This is a genomic window from Amycolatopsis sp. NPDC058340 (assembly GCF_042723975.1).
GTDB lineage: Bacteria > Actinomycetota > Actinomycetes > Mycobacteriales > Pseudonocardiaceae > Amycolatopsis.
On sequence record NZ_JBHXIB010000003.1, the window covers coordinates 266064 to 288447 of the forward strand.

The window sequence follows — 22384 nt, forward strand, 5'->3', positions numbered from 1 at the left end:
CCCGCACGGGAGAGGCCCCCTTCGCCGGGTGGCGAAGGGGGCCTCGGGCGACTCCCGCGCTAAAGGGTGATCTTGTCGATGTTGGGGCCGCCGTTCGCCGTGGTGGCGACCGCCTTGATCTTGTTCGCTCCCGCCGCCAGCGTGACCTTGACGGTTCTGGTCGTCCAGTTCGGCCAGGCCCCGGTGCCGCCGAAGCCGACACCGGACGCGCTGATCGAGCCGTTGACGGAGAAGTCCAGCGGCCGGTTCGCCGTCGTCCCGTTGGCGTACCGGACGACCACGTCGTAGGTGCCCGCGGCCGGCACGTTCACCGTCCACTCGACCGAGCTGCCCGCGACGTTGTCGTAGTTGACGAATCCGGTGCCGGTGAACCCGGCGTGGTTCGACTCCACCGCGCCCTGGTGGATCGTGGCGTCCTCGGCCTGGTAGTCGACCGGGTCGGCCGGTCCGGAGCCGTCGGCGGGAACGGTCTGCGTGCCGGTGTTCCAGCCCGAGACGCGGACCGAAGGCTTGGAGCCCTTGAGATCGGCGGTGCGGTACTTCGCGGTCAGCGTGGTCGTTTCACCCGGCCACAGGCTCACCGCGTTGTCGTTCCACTCCACCGGCAGCACCGGCTTGCCCGCGGCGTCCACGACCTTGGAGTCGACGTAGAACGCCGGGAGCTTGCCGCCCGAGGTGTTCTTCAGCGTCACGGTGGTCGTGGTGGTGCCGTCGCCACCGGCGACCGACTTGGCCGTCGCGCTGACCGCGGACTGGCCGAGGTTCTTCAGCCCGGTCAGGTCGGCGTAACCCGACTGGGGCGTGTAGTACCAGTCGCTGCCGGCCCAGTTCAGCGTGTCGGCCTTGGTGGAGAGCCAGTACACGTTCCGGCTGACCTCCTTGCCCGACGAGTCGGTGAGCACCAGCTTCGCCAGGTAGGTGGTCGACAGCCCGCTCACCGCCGGGACGGTGACCGCGGTGGCCTTGGCGCCCAGCGCGCCGACCGACATCCCGGTCTTGGTGTTGCTGTACTTCTCGGTGCCGTCGAGGTTGTACAGCTTCGTGGTCGCCGTCAGCCCGCTCACCGCGTTCGACGTCTGGTTGATCACCACGACCGACCGGTTGTCGTGCGAGTACTGGATGTGCAGCGGCTCGTTGGCCTTCTTCGCCCCGTAGTAGGCGCCGTTCTGGTCCATGTAGGCGTCGAACAGCTGCCAGTGCAGCGAGGTCCACGGGCTGTTGAGCATCCAGTAGATCAACCCGGTCGACGGGTTGGTCGAGTCGGTGTAGTTGCGCGAGTGCGACTCGAACTCCGCGCGGACGTTCTCGTACTGCGCGAGCTGTGCCTTCCGCACGAAGTCGGTCAGGTCGGCCGGCGCGCCGTAGCGCTTGGTGAGCGCGTTGGCGAACAGCTTCAGGTTCGCGAACGTCGTCGACGAAGAACGGTGGTACTGGGGTGCGGACGGGTCCTTCCACATCGTTTCCAGCTCACTGTCCGACATCATCCGCTTCAACGTGTCCATCGTCGGGATGTCGACGCCCGCGCTGGTCTCGGAGTTGAAGCTCCAGGCGCCACCGCGGTCCTTCTGCGACTTGTCGTACCAGTAGACGGGCGGGACGTAGTCGTACGGGCCGTTCATCTTCATGCCGGAGGCGCCCGTGATCGGGGACGGCCTCTTCGACGCCGACGGGATCACCGGAAGGGTGAAGTCGGCGGCCTTCATCGCGTCGAGGTAACCCTGCTCGATCCGCCGGTCAGGAGCGAAGTCGCTGCCGATGTGGAACGAGATGACGCTCGGGTGGTCACGCAGGCGCTCGGCCTCGGAGAACATCGACGCCTTGGCGATCGGATAGTCCGACTCGACCCACGGCTCGCCCTTCTCCTCGCCGTTGACGTGCCCTTCCCATTTGTCGCAGCATTCCCAGCCGGGCATGGTCAGCACGCCGAGGTCGTCGGCGAGGTCGAAGAACTCGTCCGGTTCGATATGGCCTTCCAGCCGGACCGTGTTGAGCCCGAGGTTCAGCACGTACTTGAGCTTGTCGGCCGCCGCGGTCTCGTTCCAGCGCAGGAACAGGTCCGGCGTGTAGCCGCCACCGCGGATCAGCAGCGGTTTGCCGTTGACGCTGTACTGCCGCCCGCCGCTGGAGTTCAGCGGCGCCTTGACGTCGCGGACGCCGAACTTCGACTTCGAGGAGTCCGACGGTGTGCCGCCGACACTCGCGGTGAGGTCGAGTTCGTACCGGTGCTGGCCGCCCATCCCGGCTGGCCACCAGAGGTTCGGCTTGTCGAGGCCGACGACGGGGAAGGTGACGGTCTTGCGCTCCTTGGCGGCCAGCGAGACGGTCTGGCTGACCGGCTTGCCCGCGACCGTTCCGGCGACGGTGGTCTGCACCGCGTCCGCCGAGTCGTTGCGGACGTCGGCCTTCACCGTGAGGTCGGCGTGGTCGAGCGCGGAGTTCAGCTTCTGGACGACGTGGGCGCTGCGCAGCGCGACCGGGCCGCCGCGCCGGACGAGGACGTCCCGCACGATGCCCATGTTCTGGTCCGGCGGGGTCTGCGCCCAGTCGATCCAGCCCATCGAGAGGTCGTTGTCGGGGTCGTTGGGGTAGACCTTGAACGCGACGCTGTTGGCGCCCTGGCGCACGTGCTCGGTGATGTCCAGGTCGTGACGGGTGTAGGCGCCGTTGACCTGGTCCTTCGTCGCGATCCGGGTGCCGTTGACCCAGACGTCGGCCTTGGAGAGCACGCCACTGAAGTCGAGGTACGTGCGCTTCGAGGTGTCGTCGACGTTCAGATCGGTGCGGTACCACCACGGCACCGAGAACTGCGCTGTCGGGACGTTCTTCATATTCGTCGAGTAGAACGGGTCGGCGTACTTCCCGTTCTGCAGCAAGCCGGCGTAGACCGTCGAACGCGACGACACCGGGTACCAGCCGGCGGTGGGGAAGCCCGGCTTCGACACCGCCGAATCGTCGCTGACCTGCGCCGAAGACTGGATCACGAAACCGGGGATCGGGGTGGCGTTGCCCGCGGCGGCGCCGACGGCCACCTCCGCGCCGGTGGCGGCGGAGGCGGTGGTCACCCCGCAGACCGCGGCGGCCAGCGCGGTGACGGTCAAGGCCAGTAACGGGATCCGGGTTCTCTTCTGCCGAAAACTCACGAGCGCGCCTCCTCGGGCACACGGCGGCGGACCTGGGCGGAAATCGTTAAGAAAGTTCCCTAACAATGTTGGGGGAGATAGTAGCCGCCTCGTGACGCGGAGAACAGACCCTTGCGCCGGACTCAGCCGACGGGCGCCACGTAGCTCCACTGCCCGTCGACGCGGACGAACCGGCTGTTCTCGTGCATGCTGTCCGCCCGGCGATCCTGGCGGTAGTGGGCCCGGAACTCCACGGTGCCCTCGTTCTCCAGCAGTCCGCCGCCGGTCTTGCCGAGGATCTCCAGGAACGTCCAGCGCTGCCCCGGGTCGAGGTCGAGATCGGCGGGCCGGGTCTTCGGATGCCAGGTCTTCGTGAGGTACGCGGTGTCGCCGACGGCGAACGCGCTGAACCGCGACCGCATCAGGAGTTCGGCGGTCGGCGCGGTCGCGGCGCCCCGGTGGAAGCGGCCGCAGCAGGCGCCGTAGGGCTCGCCAAGACCGCAGGGGCAACGGGAATCGTCGGTGATCACAGGCACGCCGCCGATTGTGTCATCGCGCCGTCGCGGCGGTTTCGAGGTCCAGGGCCTGCTTGAGCCACCCGGTGAACAGGCCGGCGTCGATGTCGTCGACCGAGCGCAGCTTGACGTGCGCCATCTCCCGCGCGCTCGGCTCGAGTCTGCCGGACTCGTCGTCGACGAGCTGCCCCTTCCAGAGCGCGAAGGTGACGTACGACGAGTACGCCTTCATCAGGCAGACGAGATTCTTCCCGACGGCTTCACCGGCGCTCCAGGTCGGGGAGGCGTGGTACATCGCCTCGATGGAGCCGGGCAGGGCGGCGTTGACGATCGGGCGCAGCGCGACGGCGACTTCACGGAGGTTCTCGGGCAGGGCGGCGATGTAGTCGTCGACGTTCGCGAACTTGGCCATGACTGGATCCCTTCGGTCGGTGTGCCGCTCAGTCAACCGGCCGAAGGTTCAAGTTGTCAAGACAAAAAAATTAGTCGGTGGGTCTGTGGGTCCGACCTCGCGTTTCCAGGGCTTCGCGGATGCTGCGGAGCGCTTTGGGGCCGACGCCGGATGGCAGGTCGGCCGTTCGTCCAGGGGTCCACTTCGATCAGTGGCCGTGCCGTCGCATCCATTGTGGACTGCAACAGAACTCGCACGGTTCGAGCTCACCAGGGGCGACGGAACCCCAGGCGAGACGCGTGACGTCGTGGACGTTCATGCCCTGCCGATGCGCGCGTCCCTGGCCCTTCCGCAGCCAAGTGCAGTCCGGGTCGTTGTGATACGCGTTTCCCCCGGAGGTCCGGTAGCCGTGGGAGAGGACGTTCGGCGGCGGCTTACGGCACAGCGAGCACCAGGAGACCGGCATGTCGTGGACGCAGTCCTCTTCGGCTTCCACTGGCTTCTGCTCGGGCGCGGTGTCGTCGAGCACGCCCCACCAGAGGAAGTCGCGAGCCCGCGTCGCCGCGACGAGATGCTGCCTGCCGCGCAACTCACGGCGCTCCTCTTCGGCCTGGCTGCCGGTCACGCTCTCGTGGGTGTTCTCCAGCACCAGCACGGCCTCGAAGTCCAACCCCTTCGCCCGGTGCACCGTGCCGACCTTGAGCTTGCCGTCGGCCGCGCCGGTGTAGTGCTCCAGCGCCAGCGTGGGGATCCCGGCCGCGCGCAGGATCTCGACGCAGCGGCCGAGATCCTTGTGGTGGAAGACGATCAGCGCCGAATGATCACGGCGCACCGGCAGCTTCCCGACCGCTTCGACCAGCGCGCCGGGCAGTTCTCCGGAGGTGCCGCGCCAGGTCTCGGTCGTGCCGCCCTCACTGGCGGATTCGGCCGCGCGAAGAGCGACCCCGTCGGCGCCGTCGAGATCGTCGACCCGGTTCGTCGCGTCGAAACGCCGCGCGAAACCCAGGACCTCGGCACGGTTGCGGTAGTTCACCTTCAGGATCTCGCCGCGGCCCTGGACGGGGATACCGGCATCGGACAGCCGCCAGCCGCCGGGGTACACCTGCTGCTGACCGTCCCCGACCAGCAGAAGCCGGTTCGGGCCGTCGCCTGCCAGGTCGCGCAGCAGTCGCAGCCCGCACAGCGGGATGTCCTGCACCTCGTCGACGACGACTCCCGCGTACGGCGTTTCGAGCGGCCGCTTCGCGAGTTCGGCGCGGCCGAGTTCGATCAGGTCGTTGTAGTCGTGCACCTCCCTTTCGGCCAGTCCTCGCTGGTAGTGCGTATAGAGGTCCCAGACGTGCGCTTTCTGGCTCGCGTCGAGCCGCAGGATCCGTCCGCGCCGCTGCACCGCGACATAGCCGGCCAGCGTCGTGATCCCCCTGCCCTTGATCACCCGGTCCAGTTCCGTGCGCCAGTAGTCGACACTGGGCTCGATGACCTGCAACTTCTCGCGGTGGGCCATCCACGCGAAACCGAAGGCGGTGTCGATCTTGCGCCGATCCACGTGCACGGGCACGTCACGCCCGGCGAGGAAATGGCGTACCCAGGCGTGCAGGTTCGTGAACTCGACGCGGCCGTCCAGTTCCGGGGCGAGCCGGTCGAAGGCCGTCTTGATCACCGAGGGCAGCGAGTGGACGTAGGTGGTGAACAGCAGCGGCCCGGTGCTGAGCCGCGCCAGATGCCTGAGCCGGTGGAGGGCGACGACCGTCTTGCCGGTCCCCGCCGGGCCGCTGATCCGCGCCGGCCCCGAGTAGTCCCGTTTGACGATCGCGTTCTGCTGTGGGTGCAGAAAGGTGAGCCATGAATCGAACGGTCGTCGCTGAGCCGCGCCGAGCTGGTCGTCGATCAGCTCGGTGACGTCCAGCAGCCCCGCCGTGCCGGGATCGCGGTCCGGCTGCGGGAGGGCCAGGGGCCGGTAGCCGCGCAGCCGTCGTTCCGCCTGTGCCGCGATGACGGCGACCAACCGTTTGTCGAGATGGAGCGCGTCCCGCCGGAAAATCCGGTCGAGACTCGACTCGGTGAGCGACCAATGGACGCCGTCCTGACGGGGATCGCCCGCGCCCTGGCCGATCACCGCGACATGGATGGCGCTCTCGGCAAGGGAACGGCCCTGTGGCCCGGGAATCCCGGCGAAGCGTTCTTTCGCGTGGCGCAGGATCTGGTTCGCGGTTTCGAAGTCGGGCGCCTTGTCCGAGACCAGGAGGGCGAAAACGCCGGTCTGCCCGATCAGGAAGGCGTCCGCGCTCCGGCTGTCGCCCGACGGCAGCGCCGCCTTGACCATGAGCCGCCAGCCCGTACCGGTCCGGCTGAGCAAAGCGGTGAGCACGTTGCGTTGTAACGAGTCCAGACCGGTGAAGGTTCTCTCGATCGTTTGCCGGGCCTGGTTTTCGAGTCGCCTTCTGGAATGGTCGCTCCTGCTCACATGCGTTCCGTTCGTCGGTGGCGGTTCAAGGTGCGGGAAACTCGACGGCGACTTCGACCGCGGTCCCCAGTGCCGGTTCGCCCGGCCGTCCGGCCGCGGGAGCGGCTTCGGCGATCACGACGAGCTTCTTGGCGAGTCGGGAGTCGTAGTTCTCGCCGGTGAAGCGACTACCGGGAGGGGCCTCGCCGAAGAGGATGACGTTGCCGGTGCCGTCTTTGTCGACGAGCCGTTTCAGGTCGCTCGCTTCATTTGCCTTGGGCATCTTCACCCATGCGACGGAGACGTCGATGGTGTTGCCGGCGCCGTCGTCGACGGTGACCAGCATGCGATCGAGATCGACGCAAGGATGGCGCAGGAAGAAGCGCCGGACTTCGCCGAAGGAATGCGGTCCGCAGTTGAGTTCCCGCTTGACGGTCTTCTTGACCTGGCGCCAGCCCAAGCGTTGCCAGGCTTCGGAATGGCGGCCCTTTTGCGCGGATTTCTTGCTGGAGCCTTTGCCTTTGAGGGCTTGGCTCGCGGCGGAATCCAGCGAGGCGGCGGCGCCTCCGCCTATGCCGTTGGTGGCGGCCACGACCACTCCCGTGGTCACCAGTGCGCCCGCACCGTATTTGTATTTGATCCAACGGCCGTCCGGGCCACGTGGTTGATTCACCACTCCGTCCCCTCCCAAGTCCGGAACGGACGATCTTGCTCCGAGGGATACGGAAGAACGAGAAGTTCCGGGTGAATACGCCCGAACGGCGCAGTCGATCTTCGGGAATCCGCCGGTACCGAACAGTTCCGGGTGTGACGAAGGGCCCGTCGCCTGGGGGGTCAGTGGTGGTGGATTGGACCGCGTAGCGGCAGTGGTGAATGCGGTTCGGTCGTCGATGACGCGCCGGGAGGATCTCGGGTGCAGTCGGGTTCAGGGTGGCGCGTATCGCGCTTCGGCAGAGCGAGTCTCCTCTGGATTTTCTTTCCGGTCGTGACTGGTACGTGGGTTGGAGTTGTGCTCAGGCGTCCGGGTGTTGGTCTTGATCACCTGGATCTTCCGTTGATCAAGGTTGTGGGCATGGTGAGGGGCCCGTCGCCTGGGTGGCTGGCGGGCTCCTCGGTGGTCAGATGTGGTGGAGGGTGTTGCGGCGGGATTGTCGAAGCGGATCCCGGTACTGCGGCGGAATGAACTCCGGTAGTCCGTCGGCGGCCATGTGTACTTCCCAGTCACCGTGGTGAATCAGGCGGTGGTGGAAACCGCAGAGCAGCACGAGATTCCGGAGATTCGTGGGTCCACCGTCTGCCCAGTGCTCAATATGATGGGCGTGGCAATTCTTGGGCTTCCGGTGGCAGCCGGGGAAGGCGCAGCCCCTGTCGCGGATGTTCAACGCGCGTCTCTGCCCGGGTGTGACGAACCGTCTCAGCCGTCCCATGTCCAGTGGCTCACCCGAGGTGCTCATCACGACCGGCAACATCAGGCAGTCGCAGGCGGCGAGCCTGGCTTCGCGGGCGGTTATGGTGCCGACGAAGTCGAGGCACGCGGTGCCGAGGCCGGATTTGAGTTCTTCGAGTCCGATGGTGACGTTCACCAAGGTCCGGTAGCCGCTGGTGCCCGGTTGATCGGGGCAGGCGATGGCCAGGTCGAGCAGGTCGGCCCAGGCGTCTCCCATGCGTTCGCATTTCATCCGCAGGTCCGCCTGCCCGAATTCGTCCACCGGGCGGGGCTGGGCGTGCGCCTCCAGCGCGGCCGCCGTCCGAGCCCCGGTCTCATCATCGAGCAGGCCGGTCAGCTTCCAGAACCCGTCCTTGCGACGCTCCAGGGTGATTTCCCGCCGCGGTTCCTTAGGCTCGGGATCCTTGGGTTCCTTGCCGTCGGGGTCAAGCCAGCCCAACAGGTTCGCCTCGGCCTTGGTGAGCTGTGCAGGACCGGCGTTCGGCGCGAGGTCGGCCAGGATCTTCTCCGCACTCGCCCGATCCTCAGCAGAAGTGTCCGCCGGGAGCCGTTTCAAGATCTCCAAAATCTGATCGATCCGCTCATCCCCGACCAACCCCTCCGCCGCCACCGCAGCAGTCGCGGGCGCAACAGGCGGAACCTCGGTGCCATCCAGAGCCCGGGTGGGGTTCAGCGCGATGGCCCGCTTCACCACCGCAGCCGCTTCGGCACGCGACAAGCCCGCCACATCCGCGAGCCAGCTGGCCGTACTGCCATGCCCAAACAAATCCTTGACGCCCCGAGACTCGATCTCCGCCAAGAACCGCCCCAACGCGGCGGTCGCCACCCGGATCACCTGCAACGACTGCTGCACACCATGGGCAAGCTCCAGCTTGCCGGCACGCCACAGCTCCTGCGGCAACTCGGGAAGGAAGGTCTCGGACACCACTCAATAATAGCACTGTTCTTCGAACATGTGTTCGTAATTTTAAGCGACCAGTAAAACGCGCCCACAACACTGAAGAGTGATGACGCCGCACATGGCGACCACACAAAGAGAACGCGCCGCAGTTAGCTGGCTAAACGCGATTCAGCTGCGAAGCGTCAGGCACCGGCCGGGACTCGGCTGCCAGCGCGACTGCGACCACGACACCCACCCACGCGAAGAAAGCACGCCGCAGTTAGTCGACTAAATGCGGCCCGCGAGCGAAGCAAGTTAGTCGACGAAGCGAACGAAAGCGAGTAGTCGGCTGAACGCGAACGGCAGTCGCCTAGCATCGGCACCATGACGACAGGCACGACCACAGGCACCACGACCACAGTGGAACTGACCCGCTTCAAGGTCCCGGCCGACCGCGCGGACGAGCTGCTCCAGGCCCGCCCCGCGATGATCGCCGACTTCCGGGCCGACCGCGAGGGGTTCCTCGACGCCCAGCTGATCCGGGTCGACGACGAGACCTGGCTCGACATCGTGTGGTGGCGCTCCTCCGAAGACTTCGCGGCGTCCCGGGAGAAGGGGGCGAACCTGCCCGGGATCAAGGCCTTCTTCGCGCCGATCGCCGAGCTGGTCTCGGCCGAGGAGGGTGTCACGGGCGACCACATACCGGGATAGGAAATATCGCCGCCGCCGGTCCGTTGACCAGGGGGAACGAGCAAGGTCACGGAAGGAATCGGCGATGAGCACAGACACGTTCACCCGGGACTGGCAGGACTGGAAGACCCAGCGCGAGCGCGATCTCGCCGATCCGCTCGGCTGGCTCGCCCTGGTCTCGCTCGATTGGCTGGAGGACAAGCCGCGCGCGTACGAGGGGCTGCCCGGGTTGTGGTGGCAGGACGCTGACGCCGCGTACCTCGACCCGCAGGGCGCGGACCTCTCGCACGACGGCGAACGGGTCACCGGAGTCCGCCGCTTCGAGCTGGTCAACAGCGGCGCGACCACCCGGGTCGTCGCCGGTGACATCGAGATCGAGGTGGCGCGCCGTGGCGGGTACCTGATCCGCACGCACGACCCGAAGGCTCCGGTGCTCAACGCTTTCCGCGGTGTCCCGGCGTACGAGCCCGACGCGGCCTGGGTGCTGTCCGGAACCTTCGAGCCCTTCGACGAACCGCGGCCGACGACGGTCGGAGCGGTCGTCGAAGGGCTCAGCCATGTCTATGTCTCCCCGGGCATCGTGCGTTTCGAGCACGACGGTGCGGAGCACACACTCACCGCGTTCAACGGCAAGAAGGACGGCCTGCTCATCTTGTTCACCGACGCCACGAGCGGCGTCACCACCTACGCGGCGAACCGGTCGCTCGCGGTACCCGAGCCCGCCGAGGACGGATCGGTCGTCCTCGATTTCACCCGTGCGACGAATCTCCCGTGCGCGTTCACCGATTTCGCCACTTGCCCGTTGCCGCCGGCCGGCAACGATCTGCCGTTCGCGGTGGAAGCGGGGGAGAAGCTGCCTTACGAACGCGCACACTGAACCGTCGCGAGCGCCGTCATCGCCTCCTGTTCGCGCTGAGCCAGCTCGGACAGGACGGCGGACGCGTCGGTCAGGTGCCGGACGTCACCGGTTTCCCCTGCCCGTGTGAACAAGCGCGCGACTTCGGTCCACAGTGGAGTGATCTCGCGGTATTTCTCATACGCGGTGCGGAGACCGGCGTCGTCGACGAGGGTCGCGCACTCTTCGAGGAAGTCGCGGTAGATCCGGCGGAAGAGCGCGCCGCCGGTGCCCGCCCGTTCCATCAGGATGGCGGCCTGCGGCAGGTCGCGGGCCGGATCGTCGCTGCGGTCCAGCCATTTCCGCACCTGGACGGCGGCCTTGCCGATCCCGCGAAACCCGAGGTTCGCGATGGGCGGGTTGAGGAAGTCAGCCGCGTTGGCCCGCACCGCGGTCCGGATGGCTTCCGAAATCGGCCTGAAAGGCGCATCCGCGGCGATGGTGAACGAACGGTTCTTCGCGGTCATCGGGCCCTTCTCCGCGCGGGCGCGTTCCAGGCTGTCCAGGGACGTCGATACCGAGCCACCCTGCTGTGCCGTGTCGACGACGAAGGCCCGTTCGTCGTCGTAGCCGTACAAGGCGACGAAGTGTCCTCCAAAGTGGACTTTCGACGTGAAGTACTCCAGGTGGTACGAGTCGAGTTGAAGGCCGACCGGCACCCCGGCGTCGATCTCCTCGGTCACGTTCCGCCACGCCCTGCGCGTCGACGTCGTTTCCTTGACCCGCAAGGTCAGTCCGAGCCGGTCGGTCAGCTTCCGTGTGATCTCGGCGGGTTTGGCGCGCCCGCCGAGGAAGGGGAACGGGAGGTTCTTCGCGTCCCAGTAGACGAAGCCGAGGCCTTCGCCGAGTCCGAACAGCATCGGCTCCGACAGTTCGACCCCGGCGTGCCGGAGGAGGACGTCGAGTGTGCTGGTCTCGCAGTGCTCTCCGCCCGTGGTCTTGATTCCGTCGAGGATCACGAGGCCACCGGCCAGGCGATCTCGGTGCGGTACGCCTCGGGAGCGACCGACGGTCCCGGAGCCACCAGGTACAACTCCTCGGCGGGGCCCGCGGGGACACGATCGCGTTCGGCGATCCAGCGGCCGAGTGATCGATACGCGGTTTCGATGTCTTCGTAGCCACCCTCGTGCATCGTCGCCACGAGCAGGCCACCGGGAAGCTCGGCGGCGCCGATGTCGCCGTCGTCCCGCACCGGACCGGCCACGGGCACGAACAGTTCGACCGTCAACTCGTCGGGATCGGCGGTGAGATAACGGGTTCCGGGCGGCCCGGACGGCCTGACCTCTTGAGCGTCGAGCGCCGCGAACAACCGCGCGTACCCGGGGCCGATCAACTCCGCGAGGCCGTTCAGGGGAGTCCGGATCGACAGGCAGGCGACGTGCTGTGGTGCGCGCACGCGTTCGTAGACGTGCAGCCACCGCGTCGGTTCGGCGAGGACGGAGTCGAGTTCGTCGCTGATCGCCGCGAGTTCCGCGGCCCGCGCCGCCACCCGGTCATGATGCCGTTTGATCGCCGCCCTCACCTCGTGCTGGTCGCCCGCGTCCAGGATCTCGGCGATCTCCGCCAGCGGCACTTCCAGCTCCCGGAGCCGCCGGATCAAACCCGCGCGGGCGAACTGGCCGAGCGAGTACCGGCGGTACCCGGTGGCGGGGTCGATGACGGCGGGCACCAGCAGCCCGATCCGGTCGTAGTTCCGCAGCGCGCGGACCGACAGCCTGGTGGCGTGCGCGAACACGCCGATCGGCATCAAGGTCGTCATGGGACCAGCCTGAACCCTCTCCCGGGGAGAGGGTCAAGCCGGTACCTCACCCCAGTGACAGCCGATCGAGATCCGGGGCGGAGGAGTGGTCGTTGCCCAGTTCGATCGTGTTCGCGCCCGCCTTCAGTTCGACCGGCAAAGACGTCGTGAGCTGGGTGTTGTTGCCGCTGCCGTCGACCTTCACCTCGATCGGCGCGCCGCCGTTGACCGTGACGAAGTACGAGCGCGGCCCGTTGACGGTGAAGTCGATGTAGAGGGTGTAGCGCCTGGTCTCGGGCACGGTGACGCCGTCGAAGCGGACAGACGAACCCGGGTCGCCGCCGATGTTGCGCACCTTCTGGCCACCCGAGCACACGCCGCAGTTCGTGACGCCCGCGTCGCCGACGTCGTTCGCCGAGTTTTCGGCCTCCCGCATGAAGACCCGGTCCGCCGGCCGTGGGCTCACCCGCACCGGTTCGCTCACCGATTTCGTCCGTCCGAGCAGGTCGAACGACGCGGTGACCGGGATGTCGGCCGCGGTGACGCCTGTGGGGGAGACGAGCGTCCAGGAGGCTTCCAGCTCGTCACCGACGCGCATGGACTCCGCCGTGGCCGCGGCGCCCCTCAGCGTCCAGCCCGCCGGGACGGCCGGTGCCAGCGAGACCTTCCCGATCGCGTCGTCGGCGTCGAGCCGCAGTTTCGCGGTCACCTGCAAGGACTGCTGTCCTGGCGAGAGCCATTGGATGCCACCGGGTTCGACGGTCAGGGTCGTCTTCGGGGTGTAGGACGACGGCGGCAGGGGAGCGATCGCGATCCGATCGAGGCCCGGCCCCGTGCGCGCGTTGCTGAACACCCTGACGGTGTTCGCGCCGGCGTTCAGCGCGACGGGGATCGCCGTCGACGCCACGACTCCCGGCGTCCCGGCGCCGATCGAGGTCTCGACGGGGGCACCGCCGTTGACGCTCACCGCCATCGACGTCGCGGGCCCGCCCATGGTGTCGAGCTGAAGCCGGTGGCTTCCGTCATCGGCGGCCATCACGTCCGGATAGGTGACCGAGTTGCGCGGGCCGCCGCCGAGGCCGGTGACCTGGAACGATCCGGAGCAGGACGAGCAGTGGCCAACGTGGGCGCGGCCGTCGTGATCGTTGCGGAAGGACTCGGCCTCCAGCGGTACCCGCGCACCGGGTACCGAACCCGGGTAGCCGTACGCCACCTTGATCTCGTCGATGGCCAACTGCCGGTAGAACGGTTTCGCCTGCGGCCCCGACCAGGTGTTCAGCACCTCGAGTTTGATGAACCGGGTCTGCCGCTCGCCGAAGTCGACGAACTGCACGCCGCGGGCGCTCGGCATCGAGCCGGTGCGGACCGGCTCGCCCCAGTTCCGCCCGTCGTCGCTGACGTAGAGGCGATAGTCCTTGATCCGGGCCGAGTCCTCCGGCCTGCCGAACGATTCGCGTGCGTGGGTCGGCGACATCTCGCGCTGATTCACCGCGAGATAGGCCGCGGTCCGTCGCCTGCCGAGGTCCAAGGTCACCGAGACCGGCTGCTTGCCGCCTGCGTCCCAATAGGTCTCGAAGTTCCCGTCGACGAGGTTCGACGCCGGATGCCCGTCGCGTGCGGACGAAGCGGTGGCCTTGATCGTGCGCGAGTCGTGGAAGTACCGCTGCCCGGCCGTCTCCACCTTGAACACCGTGTCGTAGGTGTCCCAATCCTTGATGTCCACAATGGTCAGATAGCCGCCGGATTGACTGAACCGCAGCTGCTTCCCCGTGCGCACGTCGGACACCCTGGTCACCTTGTAGCCGTTGTCGCGCAAGCGGAGCAGGTCGGTGCGCGGCCGGGTGACGACGTGGAGGTACTGCGTTCCGGCGCCGGGCTCCACGGTGACGACGCCGTGCGCGCCGTCGTTCCAGAACCCGGGTTGCATCCCGCCGTACATGTAGCCGCCGCCCTCCTTGCCCTGGAGGGAGGACTTGATCGGTGGCACCCAGCTCGCCATGAAGTTGTTGTACGCCTCCTGCTTCGGCGGGAACTTCCCGTTCACCATCGGGGTTTCGGCCATCAGCGACTTCATCGACGAACCCGCGTTGGTGATGTAGCGCCCGGTGGACAGCCGGAAGTCGACGGCCTGATCGGTGCCGTCGTACCACCAGACCCCGCTCGTCGGCAGTTTGTAGTCGGCTTCGGTGAGCCTCGGCATCGGGGTGAAGGCGGCCTGCGGATAGTCGTACGACGGGGTGATGCCCGTCTTCTGCTCGTTGCTGACCGTGTCCATGATCGGGGTGTCCTCGTTGTTGTTGCTCAGCAACCAGGACGGGCGCTTCTCGCGGATCTGTTCGTAGAGCTTGTTCCGTTCCCAGTATTCGTTGTCGTTGTCGATCCAGAACCCGGCGAGATCCGCGTAGCGGTCCATGACCTCGTGGAAGAGGTCGTAGCTGTACTCGCCGAAGCCGGGGCGGGTGGTGAGGTCGACCTTCTTGCCCTTGTAGGCGGAGTACGCGGCGGAATCCAGCGACTCGACACCGGTCTCCTTGTGCCACTGGGGATCGTCAGTCATGTAGAGGATCGTCCGGACGCCCTTCGCGTTGCCCGCCTTGACGAGCTCGCCGAGGAGGTCGCGACGTGTGGAGCAGCTGCCCGGGATCGCCGACGGCCATGGCCGCGCGTAACCCAGCCTGCTGTGGAAGGTGGCCAGCACGATGTAGGAGGCGCCGAGCTTGCGGGCCTCGTCCACCCAGTAGTCCGCGTTCCAGCCGCCGTCGGTGACGGCGCGTTCCCAAGCGGCACAGTCGGTGTGGCGTGGCGCGGTGAACATGCCCCAGTGGAGGAAGAGTCCCGAAGTGGCCTCGCGCAGCCACTTCTGGCGGGGATGATGCACTTCCGCGCTCGCCGCGGTCGTGGTGAGCAGGCTCGCCAAGAGGGCGAGGACCAGGGCGAGCCAGGCGGTGCGGTGAACTCTCATGACCATCCGCTCTCATCCAGGGCATGGTTACCGAGAGATCCGATGATTGCGCCAGAAAACGCGGTGGTCAAGCCCCGATGAGCGGGACACTGGTGAAGTCATCCGAGGTATTTCGCGAACAAGGCCCTCTCGTCCGCAGTACGAGAGGGCCTTGCCGGTCGTGATTCAGATGTTGAAGCCCGGATGGGTCGCGAAGGCGTTGTCGATCACGAGGTTCCCGCGCTGGCGGGCCCGTTCACGCAACGCCGACGTCGTGCGGGCGCCCTGGGCGTAGAACCACCACAGGTAGAGCGCGCCGTACATCCAGGCGCCCTCGTAACCCCAGGTGGAGTCGGCGCCGCTCTTGCCGGCGCCGAACACCGAACCCGCCGGGAAGTTCGCGTTGTGCGGCTTCCCGCCCTGATGGCGCGATTCGTGGATCAGCGTCTCGGCGCGGCCGGGAACGTCCTTGGAGTACCAGAAACCCAGGTACAACTCGATCCGGTCGTCGACGAACGCACCTTTGAACGAGCGCGCGATGGCGCTGCCGTCACCGCACAGCGAGCGGAGGTCGTCGCAGTTGTCGCGGACGTAGCGGCGCGCCCAGTTCAGCATCGCCCCGGAATAGGCGTCGTTCTGGTAGTCCTGGGCCGAATAGGTCAGGAGATAGCACGCGTTGAACGTCCGGGCCAGCGGCTTGTCGGTGTTGCACGCGTCTTCCCAGCCGAAGCCGTCGTCCCAGTAGTCCTTGTTGCCCGCGAAACCGTAGGTGTTCCAGAAATAGTCGATGTAGGTCTGATTGCAGATCGAGGCGCCGTAGAAATTGTCCCCGGTCACGTTCTTGTCCGGCACTGTGTAACTGCAAGTGGCCATCGGAGATCACCTGTCTGTAGTAAGGGATTCGTTCTGGTTCAGGAGCGCGGAGGCTCCGGCGGTGGCACGTCGTCGGTCCGCGAGTCCTTCACGTAGCGGCCGCCGACGGCCTGCGGGACACCGCGGACGTCGACCCGCCGGATGTTCAGCAGCCGCTCGTCCTCGGTGCCGCTGAGCTCCTCGCGCACCCGGGCGGTGAGCTCGGTGTCCCCGGTCTCGGCGATGGCCTGCACCGCCGCGCGCCGCACCGTGAACACCTCGTGCCGGACCTGCCGCAGCAGCAGCTCCTTCGCCGCGCTGTCCCCGGTGGATGCCAAGCGCGCCAACGCTTCCACGGCGGTGGTGCGGATGATCACCTCTTCGCCGACGGTGCTGATCCCGTGTGCGGGATCGTCGGAACGCTCCGGCGGGATCGGCTGCCGCAGCACGTTTTCGAGCGCCGGGACGGCGGCGGCGTGCCGGAGGTCGGTGAGCAGCTGGACCAGGCCCCAGCGTTCGAGGTACTGCTCCTCGGACAGGGCGTCGTACTGCGCGCCGAGTGCCGGGACGACGTCGTCCGCCCGCTCGCGAAGCCGGTCGAGGCTTCGCTGGTAATTGCGCTCGGCGTCCTCGCCGGACGCGGCCATGGTTTCGGCGGCCTGGGTGACCAGTTCGCCGATTTCGCTGTTCGAGAAGCTTCCCAGGCCCGAACTGCCAGGGCCTGCTTCGAGGTTGTCGCCACCCGGGCCCAAGGACGGGGTGTCGGGATTGCGTGGGGTCGGCATGAGGTTCTCCTTCGCAGCGGCGGTGATGCTGACGGAAGGAAGGAACGCGATCCACGGCGGCAGATACCTGATTTTCCGAAAAATCGCCCTTTGGGGCAGAGCGGGATTTTCACCGCGGGAATCCGAAAAGGATTTTGCTCACCAAGAATATGGCGGCTGGCGTAAAGACTTCACGGATTCCCGCCCGTGGTCAATGACGGACGTCGATGACGACCCGGTTCGGAGAGGTCAGCGTGAACACGGTGACCGCTGTCCTCGACCGGACGCCGAGACCGATGGACAACGTGCCTTCGTAGTCGCCGGTGACCGCGACCGCCATGACATTGCGCAGAGTCCGCGTCCGGAACTTCTGCGGACCGGGATAGGTCGGATTCCCGGCGTCGTCGTGCGCGGCGGCCGGGGTCGCGGTGACCGCGATGAAGAATTCCCCGGTCAGCCAGACGATCTCGCCCGAACCGTCGGCGATCAGCTCGTCGACGAGGTCGTACCGGACGGCGGGTGCCGGGCCGGCGGTCAGGTCGAGCACGACCCGGTCGAACCCGGTGTTCTGGCCGGTGCGGATCCCCGTCATCGTGGGGATCGCCGGTGCCGCGACGGAAACGGGCGCGGTCGCGGCGATGGCGCCGGTCAGCATGAGGGAGGTGGCGGCGAGCGCTCCGAGCGCGCGCCGGAGATTGATGGCCATGGCGATGACCTCCTGCCGGAGAGTTGGTTCCGGAAAGACGCCCGGATCGCCGATGTGGTTGGTATTCTTCGCCTTATCGTTACCGATCGCCGTATAGTCGTCGAGCGATCTCGAAGTCGGCGGGAAATTGGTTTTTCACTCGCTCCGCGAGCGAATGCAGGTAACGAAGATCGCTTTTCGCGGATGCGATGAGATGCGTGAATCCACGGTCATCCTGCCGATAGCCGTCCTCCTGGGAGCCGAAGACGCACTGCACGTCGACGGTTTCTCGGCCCCAGCACAGGGCGCCGAGAAGGTACTGCTCGACGACGAGGTTGTAGTCCTCGAGTGGCGCGAGCCGCCGCCAGGCCGTCCGATTCTCGGCCGACTCCACCATGCGGACGGCGAGATCGGCGTAGTGGCGAAGAAGAGGAACCGCCGTACCGCCGACGATTCCGGTGCACAGGGCGGCTTCCCCGGTGTAACCGCGGAATTCCTCCGGCAGGAAGCCGCCGGTGCTCCGGACCGCCGCGGCGACGGCCGACGGCCGGTAGTAGCCGGCATCGGAAACCGGCGCGTGCTCGGGATTCTGCGCGACGATCTCCCCGTCCAGCCCATCCGCCGGGAAGCCCGGCCAGAGGAAGACGTCGTTGTCGATGTGCAGGAACGGTTCGCGCTGCTCCCGGTACGCGTGCAGCTTCCCGAGCGCCCACCAGGACGGGTTCTGGCCGTCGAGTCTGTTGAGTGTCAAGGAAATGTCGTCGAAGGGCAGCCGTAGCCGTTCGACGAGCAATCCGTATCCCCAGTCGTCGGTCACCAACGCGGTCGTGGGGAAGAGGCGGGACGCGAGGCGGAACGACAGGATCCAGGACAGCGCGTGGAAGAAGTCGCTGGGCCAATGTCTCCCGTGCCGGCGCCGGTACGGAGTACTCCAGAACGACCAGACCGCCCGGCGGATCGGGCGCGCGGCCCGGTCACCCGGACGGACCACGCGGACCCGCGGGGGACGCCAGCCGGGCTCGATGATCTCGCCGTATCCGCCGTGCCGGGGAATCCCGGGCGCGAGCAGATGGCCGCCGATGGCGACCGCTGTGCCGGGGTCGTATCCGTAGTACGGCATCGCGAAGTGGTTCGGGTCAGGGTGGTCGAACGTTACGCTCGTTTGTGGTGTACTAGTACACCTCGGGGCGCGACGACCGGCGGAAGCCTTCGCCGGTTCTGATCTTCACGGTCAGGAGGAGTTTCTTGTCGTCGATGGTGAGGGCGCAGCCCGTGTTCCTGGAACGTCTGCTGGTGGACGTGGAAATGCGGCGCGGAAGGGCATATCGGCGCCTGGCGGTGCGAACCGTCGTCGCCTGCGAGAACGGTGTCGGCGGTTACGTGACCGGCGATCCGCGGTCGATTCCCGTCAAAGCGATCTTCGGCTGCCGCGTGGAGACTTCGCCGGATGCCGTGGACCTGCGCTTCCCGAGACCGCTGCGCAAAGGAGAACGGCACGAGTTCGTGTCCCTCGTATGCCACGACGATCTCGGCGAGGAGACACGGTGGATCAACGTCGACGTAGACCATCAAGGGATCGCGCCGGGTGTCGTCGACGATGAGGGGAAGGTGACCGGAGGGCTGAACGTCAGCATCACGTTCGATGACCGCGTCCCCGAGGCCTGCTGGTGGTACGCCGGACAGTCCGAGCGCGAGCGCATGGTCCGGCCGCCGGCCGGCGACCGGCGTCTGCTCGAGATCCGGCGGGGCGTCGTCGAGCACACGTTTCGGGGGCCGTGCCGTCCGCGAGAGCCGTACGGCATCGCCTTCTGCTGATGGGGAGTGAACATGGCCGGTGACGTGGGCTTGGAGTCCCTGCTCGGCTACGCGCGTGAAGACCGGGTCGGGCTCTCGGTCGTACTCGCCGTGGCAGGAGCGAAGGTGGGCGAAGACGCGGCCTTCACGGAGAAGGCCGCTGCGCTGCTCTCAGTGGTCGGCGCTTTGATCGACCGCGGTGCGGTCCCCGGCGATCTGGTGGGCAAGGATCGCGACTTCGTGGCGTGGCCGGGGTCGAAGGACGAGGTGCTCTCGCGGTTGGCCTGTGAGGTCAAGGCGCTGGGGGAGGAGGCGGCGACGGGGGAGCTTTGCTGGATCCACGCTCCTGCTCCCGAAGCGTGCTTTTGACGTCGAGTCAGAGGTCGGCGGCGGATCTCCGTGCCACATGTTCGATGTGGTGAGAGGTGGCCATGGCGACCCAGCGCGACACCGAGCCGGCGGTTTTCCCGCCGGTGCGTCGGCATCGCGTGAGTTCATCGTCCCCCCATGAGTAGTCCGGCCCGGCGAAGTCGTTTCTTTCGACCAGCTCCTCGACCAGATCTGTGAATCGCTCGGCGGGGTCGTCGCCCTTTTCGACTTTGCGGCGCAGTAATACGGTCTTTCCCGGCACGGTGTAACAGAGGTACGGATTAGGGGTTCTCGGGTTGCCGTCGGACCTCGGCGGCCTTGGATGCGTCACGCCGTAGTCGCCGTAGTTGACCTCGTTCGTGCGGGCGTGGCGTACTTCGTTCCAGAGGGTGACTTCTGGGCGATCGCGTTCGGTTGTCACGTAGGTGGTTCGCTCGGCTGGGATGGATCCGGCCAGAAGTGTGGTCGACGCAGGGCCGAGCAGGTCTGACAATGCAGAGGCGGTTTCGGCTGCCGCGGTGGTTTGTTCTGGGCGGACGGCTTCGACGAAGCCGGCGTCGAGGATCGTGTGGACACGTCCCTGCCTCATGCCCGTGGACCTCATGATCGAGTCGATCCGTTCCAGGAGTTCGTGTAGCGGTCCGCTCGGCTGAGGGAGCCGGATGACAATGTCGCGATCTTGATGCTCGATCAGAAGACGCACTCTGCGTAACTCGTCCTCCGTGGCGCCGAGCCTGACGACTGGTATGAAATAGGCGACGTCAGGAGCGAAAAGCCCGTATTCGGCCTGTGCCGCCGATTCGATGGAGTGGTCGAGAAACTCGAGCGCCCCTCCCGGCTGTCGTGCGAGCGGACTGTCGGTTGCCAGCCAGGTGGTGTCGAGCCACAAGGGGCGGCCGTTGTACGCAGCCTGGACGGCGGCTCGGACGAGCGCGGGGAGGATCCTGCCAGTCGGTGTCACGGAATTGAGCAACTCGACCATCACACTTGCCGGTGCGTTTTGTGGTGATCGCAGACTGGTCAGGGCGGTCATCTCTCCGAGCTTGGCTTTGACCGCGACCAGTGGGCGAACGAGGTTCATCCGCCTTCCTCTCCGTGGACGGCGACATTGTCGAGCTTTCCAGTATCAACCAATGCATGTTCGAAGCCGTCCTCCGAGCAGGTGGCACAGGCTGCCCTCTGTGAGTGATCAGGTTCGTAACGTGCAGTAGTCCAGAGGTGTAGCTGAGGAGCCGCACATGGCGACGTTGGTGTCGTGAAGGTGATCACTCGGCGCGGGTTCCTGAACAATTCCGGTGCCGTAGTGCGAGCCGTCGAGGCCTGGTGAGACCTACCATGTCACGCGGCTCGGTGTTGGGATGGCTGAAGAGCGGCCAGTACCGCGCAGGCGGCGGCTGGTCCGACTTCGCCGCGGTTGGCCAGGGGCGAGGCGGCTCAGCTATGCCAGGAAGCCGATGAGTTCTTCGGTCCCGAGGAACGAGTGGGGCTATGGCGACGACTGGGAGCGGTCTCGTGACCGGGCTGCCCGCTACGGAACGCGGGCCGCGCTGGTTTTCGTCGCGAACCGGGTTCCGAAGCCGCGGCGACGGAGCTGACGATCGCCGTTTTCGCGTGGATTACAGGTCGGCATGGCTACCGGAGGCTCAGTGAAAAGACTGATCCATCGGTTGTGGCTGAATAGAGCTCTTGATCTTCATCCAGTGCGGTAACGCTCTCGGATCGTTCGAGCCGTTCGGCGAAGGCGCCCTGGGATTCCATGATGTCTTCTGCTCGCCCTTGGCCAAGGTGTCTGTCGACGACTTCGTCGATCATGCGCCGGATCGTCAGCTGCTGCCCTGCGAAACCAAAAGTTATGCTGATTCCACGAGCAACTCCGAACGGCGTGTCAAAGGCGATACGCTCCCGTGAGCTGCGGACGAGCCGGTTGCGCATGACATCAGGTGCCCAACGTTCGAGTCCGCCGAGATTGCCGCCGAAATCGGCAAGTGTTGCCCATGAGGCGCTCACGGCGGCGTTGACAAACTCGAGCGATGTCGGGACGCTCGTTCCTTCCGTCATGCGGAAGCGGCGAATTCGGCCGATGGTATCCGAGCTGACTTGGTACGACGGTTCGTCTGGTTCGGCGGGGTCGATGGCCAAATAACTGATTTCACTGTCGGCGCTGATCACGGACGTCGCCAAACCTTGGGGTATCGTGCCGCCGACGTCGATACCGTCGAGTTGCTGGACTGCTTTTGCGAGCTGCCTCACGGCGTTGCCGAGAGTCTTGGTCCCCTTGCATTCGAGTGTGCGGATCCGGTATTTGCCGTGATCTGACGCATCTTGGCCGATGAGGATGTAGTCGGGACGTTCCGCTCCCGCTTTCCGTACTGTATGCCGTACCCCGCCTGCGAAGATATAGCGGTCGTCTAGCGCGGCGTCGACGTCGACGATGGCTATCGGCTCGCGAGTGGGTCCGGATCGCCCAAACCAACGGCGAGCCAAGCAGGCGCCGAAGGCGATACCGATCTCCTCCGACGAAACCCGTCGTTGGTTTCCCGTAACTCGGCGGCCAGCATCGCTCAGTCTGAGACGCGGCCTCGGACGTCCAGTATTGAGGACGTCGAAGAAGCCCAGATATCGCATCAGCCCCCATTGAAGGTAAACGTCGAGTACGTCGTCCTGATAGCGCGGGGCTGTCACATAGGAAAGTTCGTGTAGTGCTTCGAATGGTCGAAGCACTACACCTCCATCCAGATTGGCGGCTGGTGACAGTGGTTTACGGGGTTTGGCAAAATTCGGAGCGGCCACGACGCGTTGGATGAGCGCGTGATTACTGTGTCCGCGGACGTGGACTTCCGAATTCATGACCTTGTGCGCAT

19 protein-coding genes are annotated in these 22384 nt (G+C 66.4%); 4 read left to right on the top strand and 15 right to left on the bottom strand.

Annotation, left to right across the window (positions count from 1 at the left end; translation table 11 throughout):
• Window positions 1-59: 59 nt before the first annotated feature.
• The 6 genes from ACFWIW_RS06320 to ACFWIW_RS06345 form a co-directional block, all read right to left on the bottom strand.
• On the bottom strand, window positions 60-3140 hold the full coding sequence (locus ACFWIW_RS06320) for a CBM35 domain-containing protein (RefSeq protein ID WP_378367442.1): 3081 nt from the start codon (window positions 3138-3140) through the stop codon (window positions 60-62).
• Between the two features lie 122 nt (window positions 3141-3262).
• Window positions 3263-3649, bottom strand: a complete 387-nt coding sequence (locus ACFWIW_RS06325) for a YchJ family protein (RefSeq protein ID WP_378367504.1) — start codon at window positions 3647-3649, stop codon at window positions 3263-3265.
• Window positions 3650-3668: 19 nt separating this feature from the next.
• Window positions 3669-4046: a DUF1801 domain-containing protein gene (locus ACFWIW_RS06330; RefSeq protein ID WP_378367443.1), complete on the bottom strand. Its 378-nt coding sequence runs from the start codon at window positions 4044-4046 to the stop codon at window positions 3669-3671.
• 187 nt (window positions 4047-4233) lie between these two features.
• Window positions 4234-6393, bottom strand: a complete 2160-nt coding sequence (locus tag ACFWIW_RS06335) for a UvrD-helicase domain-containing protein (protein ID WP_378367444.1) — start codon at window positions 6391-6393, stop codon at window positions 4234-4236.
• A gap of 121 nt (window positions 6394-6514) precedes the next feature.
• Window positions 6515-7060, bottom strand: a complete 546-nt coding sequence (locus ACFWIW_RS06340) for a hypothetical protein (RefSeq protein ID WP_378367445.1) — start codon at window positions 7058-7060, stop codon at window positions 6515-6517.
• A gap of 526 nt (window positions 7061-7586) precedes the next feature.
• On the bottom strand, window positions 7587-8840 hold the full coding sequence (locus tag ACFWIW_RS06345; RefSeq protein WP_378367446.1) for a DUF222 domain-containing protein: 1254 nt from the start codon (window positions 8838-8840) through the stop codon (window positions 7587-7589).
• A 339-nt stretch (window positions 8841-9179) separates the two neighbouring features.
• Between ACFWIW_RS06345 and ACFWIW_RS06350 the strand changes: the two genes are divergently transcribed.
• The gene (locus tag ACFWIW_RS06350) at window positions 9180-9506 is read left to right on the top strand and encodes an antibiotic biosynthesis monooxygenase family protein (RefSeq protein ID WP_378367447.1); all 327 of its coding nucleotides are present in this window, start codon (window positions 9180-9182) and stop codon (window positions 9504-9506) included.
• A gap of 64 nt (window positions 9507-9570) precedes the next feature.
• A complete protein-coding gene (locus tag ACFWIW_RS06355; protein WP_378367448.1) occupies window positions 9571-10362 on the top strand; it encodes a DUF1684 domain-containing protein in 792 nt (263 codons plus the stop codon).
• Here ACFWIW_RS06355 and ACFWIW_RS06360 read toward each other — a convergent pair.
• The 7 genes from ACFWIW_RS06360 to ACFWIW_RS06390 form a co-directional block, all read right to left on the bottom strand.
• Window positions 10344-11339 (bottom strand): BtrH N-terminal domain-containing protein, encoded by a 996-nt coding sequence (locus tag ACFWIW_RS06360; protein ID WP_378367449.1) that lies wholly within the window; start codon window positions 11337-11339, stop codon window positions 10344-10346. The two genes, ACFWIW_RS06355 and ACFWIW_RS06360, sit on opposite strands and share 19 nt — an antisense overlap.
• Window positions 11336-12139 carry a MerR family transcriptional regulator gene (locus tag ACFWIW_RS06365; protein WP_378367450.1) on the bottom strand — a complete coding sequence of 268 codons (804 nt, stop codon included), beginning with the start codon at window positions 12137-12139 and terminating at the stop codon, window positions 11336-11338. The genes ACFWIW_RS06360 and ACFWIW_RS06365 overlap by 4 nt, the downstream gene beginning before the upstream one ends.
• A gap of 46 nt (window positions 12140-12185) precedes the next feature.
• Window positions 12186-15086, bottom strand: coding sequence for an alpha-L-fucosidase (locus tag ACFWIW_RS06370; protein WP_378367451.1), 2901 nt, complete (start codon window positions 15084-15086; stop codon window positions 12186-12188).
• Window positions 15087-15245: 159 nt separating this feature from the next.
• A complete protein-coding gene (locus tag ACFWIW_RS06375; RefSeq protein WP_007028085.1) occupies window positions 15246-15932 on the bottom strand; it encodes a hypothetical protein in 687 nt (228 codons plus the stop codon).
• A gap of 38 nt (window positions 15933-15970) precedes the next feature.
• The gene (locus ACFWIW_RS06380; protein ID WP_378367452.1) at window positions 15971-16696 is read right to left on the bottom strand and encodes a HEAT repeat domain-containing protein; all 726 of its coding nucleotides are present in this window, start codon (window positions 16694-16696) and stop codon (window positions 15971-15973) included.
• Window positions 16697-16886: 190 nt separating this feature from the next.
• Window positions 16887-17381, bottom strand: coding sequence for a hypothetical protein (locus tag ACFWIW_RS06385; protein ID WP_378367453.1), 495 nt, complete (start codon window positions 17379-17381; stop codon window positions 16887-16889).
• A gap of 79 nt (window positions 17382-17460) precedes the next feature.
• Complete coding sequence (locus ACFWIW_RS06390; protein ID WP_378367454.1) at window positions 17461-18480, bottom strand: DUF6734 family protein; 1020 nt, start codon at window positions 18478-18480, stop codon at window positions 17461-17463.
• Window positions 18481-18614: 134 nt separating this feature from the next.
• On the opposite strand from ACFWIW_RS06390, the gene ACFWIW_RS06395 reads away from it, so the two are divergent.
• Together ACFWIW_RS06395 and ACFWIW_RS06400 are read left to right on the top strand one after the other, a co-directional pair.
• Entirely contained in the window at window positions 18615-19175 is a 561-nt protein-coding gene (locus ACFWIW_RS06395; RefSeq protein WP_378367455.1) for a hypothetical protein, read from the top strand.
• Between the two features lie 12 nt (window positions 19176-19187).
• Window positions 19188-19523 (top strand): hypothetical protein, encoded by a 336-nt coding sequence (locus ACFWIW_RS06400; RefSeq protein WP_378367456.1) that lies wholly within the window; start codon window positions 19188-19190, stop codon window positions 19521-19523.
• A gap of 7 nt (window positions 19524-19530) precedes the next feature.
• On the opposite strand, the gene ACFWIW_RS06405 is transcribed toward ACFWIW_RS06400, so the two are convergent.
• A complete protein-coding gene (locus tag ACFWIW_RS06405) occupies window positions 19531-20604 on the bottom strand; it encodes a hypothetical protein (RefSeq protein WP_378367457.1) in 1074 nt (357 codons plus the stop codon).
• A 551-nt stretch (window positions 20605-21155) separates the two neighbouring features.
• Window positions 21156-22313 (bottom strand): hypothetical protein, encoded by a 1158-nt coding sequence (locus tag ACFWIW_RS06410; protein WP_378367458.1) that lies wholly within the window; start codon window positions 22311-22313, stop codon window positions 21156-21158.
• Between the last annotated feature and the right edge of the window lie 71 nt (window positions 22314-22384).

Coding starts and splice junctions, on each gene's coding strand:
- ACFWIW_RS06330 (WP_378367443.1), bottom strand. CDS start 4,046: ATGGCCAAGTTCGCGAACGTCGACGACTACATCGCCGCCCTGCCCGAG.
- ACFWIW_RS06350 (WP_378367447.1), top strand. CDS start 9,180: ATGACGACAGGCACGACCACAGGCACCACGACCACAGTGGAACTGACC.
- ACFWIW_RS06355 (WP_378367448.1), top strand. CDS start 9,571: ATGAGCACAGACACGTTCACCCGGGACTGGCAGGACTGGAAGACCCAG.
- ACFWIW_RS06365 (WP_378367450.1), bottom strand. CDS start 12,139: ATGACGACCTTGATGCCGATCGGCGTGTTCGCGCACGCCACCAGGCTG.
- ACFWIW_RS06370 (WP_378367451.1), bottom strand. CDS start 15,086: ATGGTCATGAGAGTTCACCGCACCGCCTGGCTCGCCCTGGTCCTCGCC.
- ACFWIW_RS06375 (WP_007028085.1), bottom strand. CDS start 15,932: ATGGCCACTTGCAGTTACACAGTGCCGGACAAGAACGTGACCGGGGAC.
- ACFWIW_RS06380 (WP_378367452.1), bottom strand. CDS start 16,696: ATGCCGACCCCACGCAATCCCGACACCCCGTCCTTGGGCCCGGGTGGC.
- ACFWIW_RS06385 (WP_378367453.1), bottom strand. CDS start 17,381: ATGGCCATCAATCTCCGGCGCGCGCTCGGAGCGCTCGCCGCCACCTCC.
- ACFWIW_RS06390 (WP_378367454.1), bottom strand. CDS start 18,480: ATGCCGTACTACGGATACGACCCCGGCACAGCGGTCGCCATCGGCGGC.
- ACFWIW_RS06395 (WP_378367455.1), top strand. CDS start 18,615: ATGGTGAGGGCGCAGCCCGTGTTCCTGGAACGTCTGCTGGTGGACGTG.
- ACFWIW_RS06400 (WP_378367456.1), top strand. CDS start 19,188: ATGGCCGGTGACGTGGGCTTGGAGTCCCTGCTCGGCTACGCGCGTGAA.
- ACFWIW_RS06405 (WP_378367457.1), bottom strand. CDS start 20,604: ATGAACCTCGTTCGCCCACTGGTCGCGGTCAAAGCCAAGCTCGGAGAG.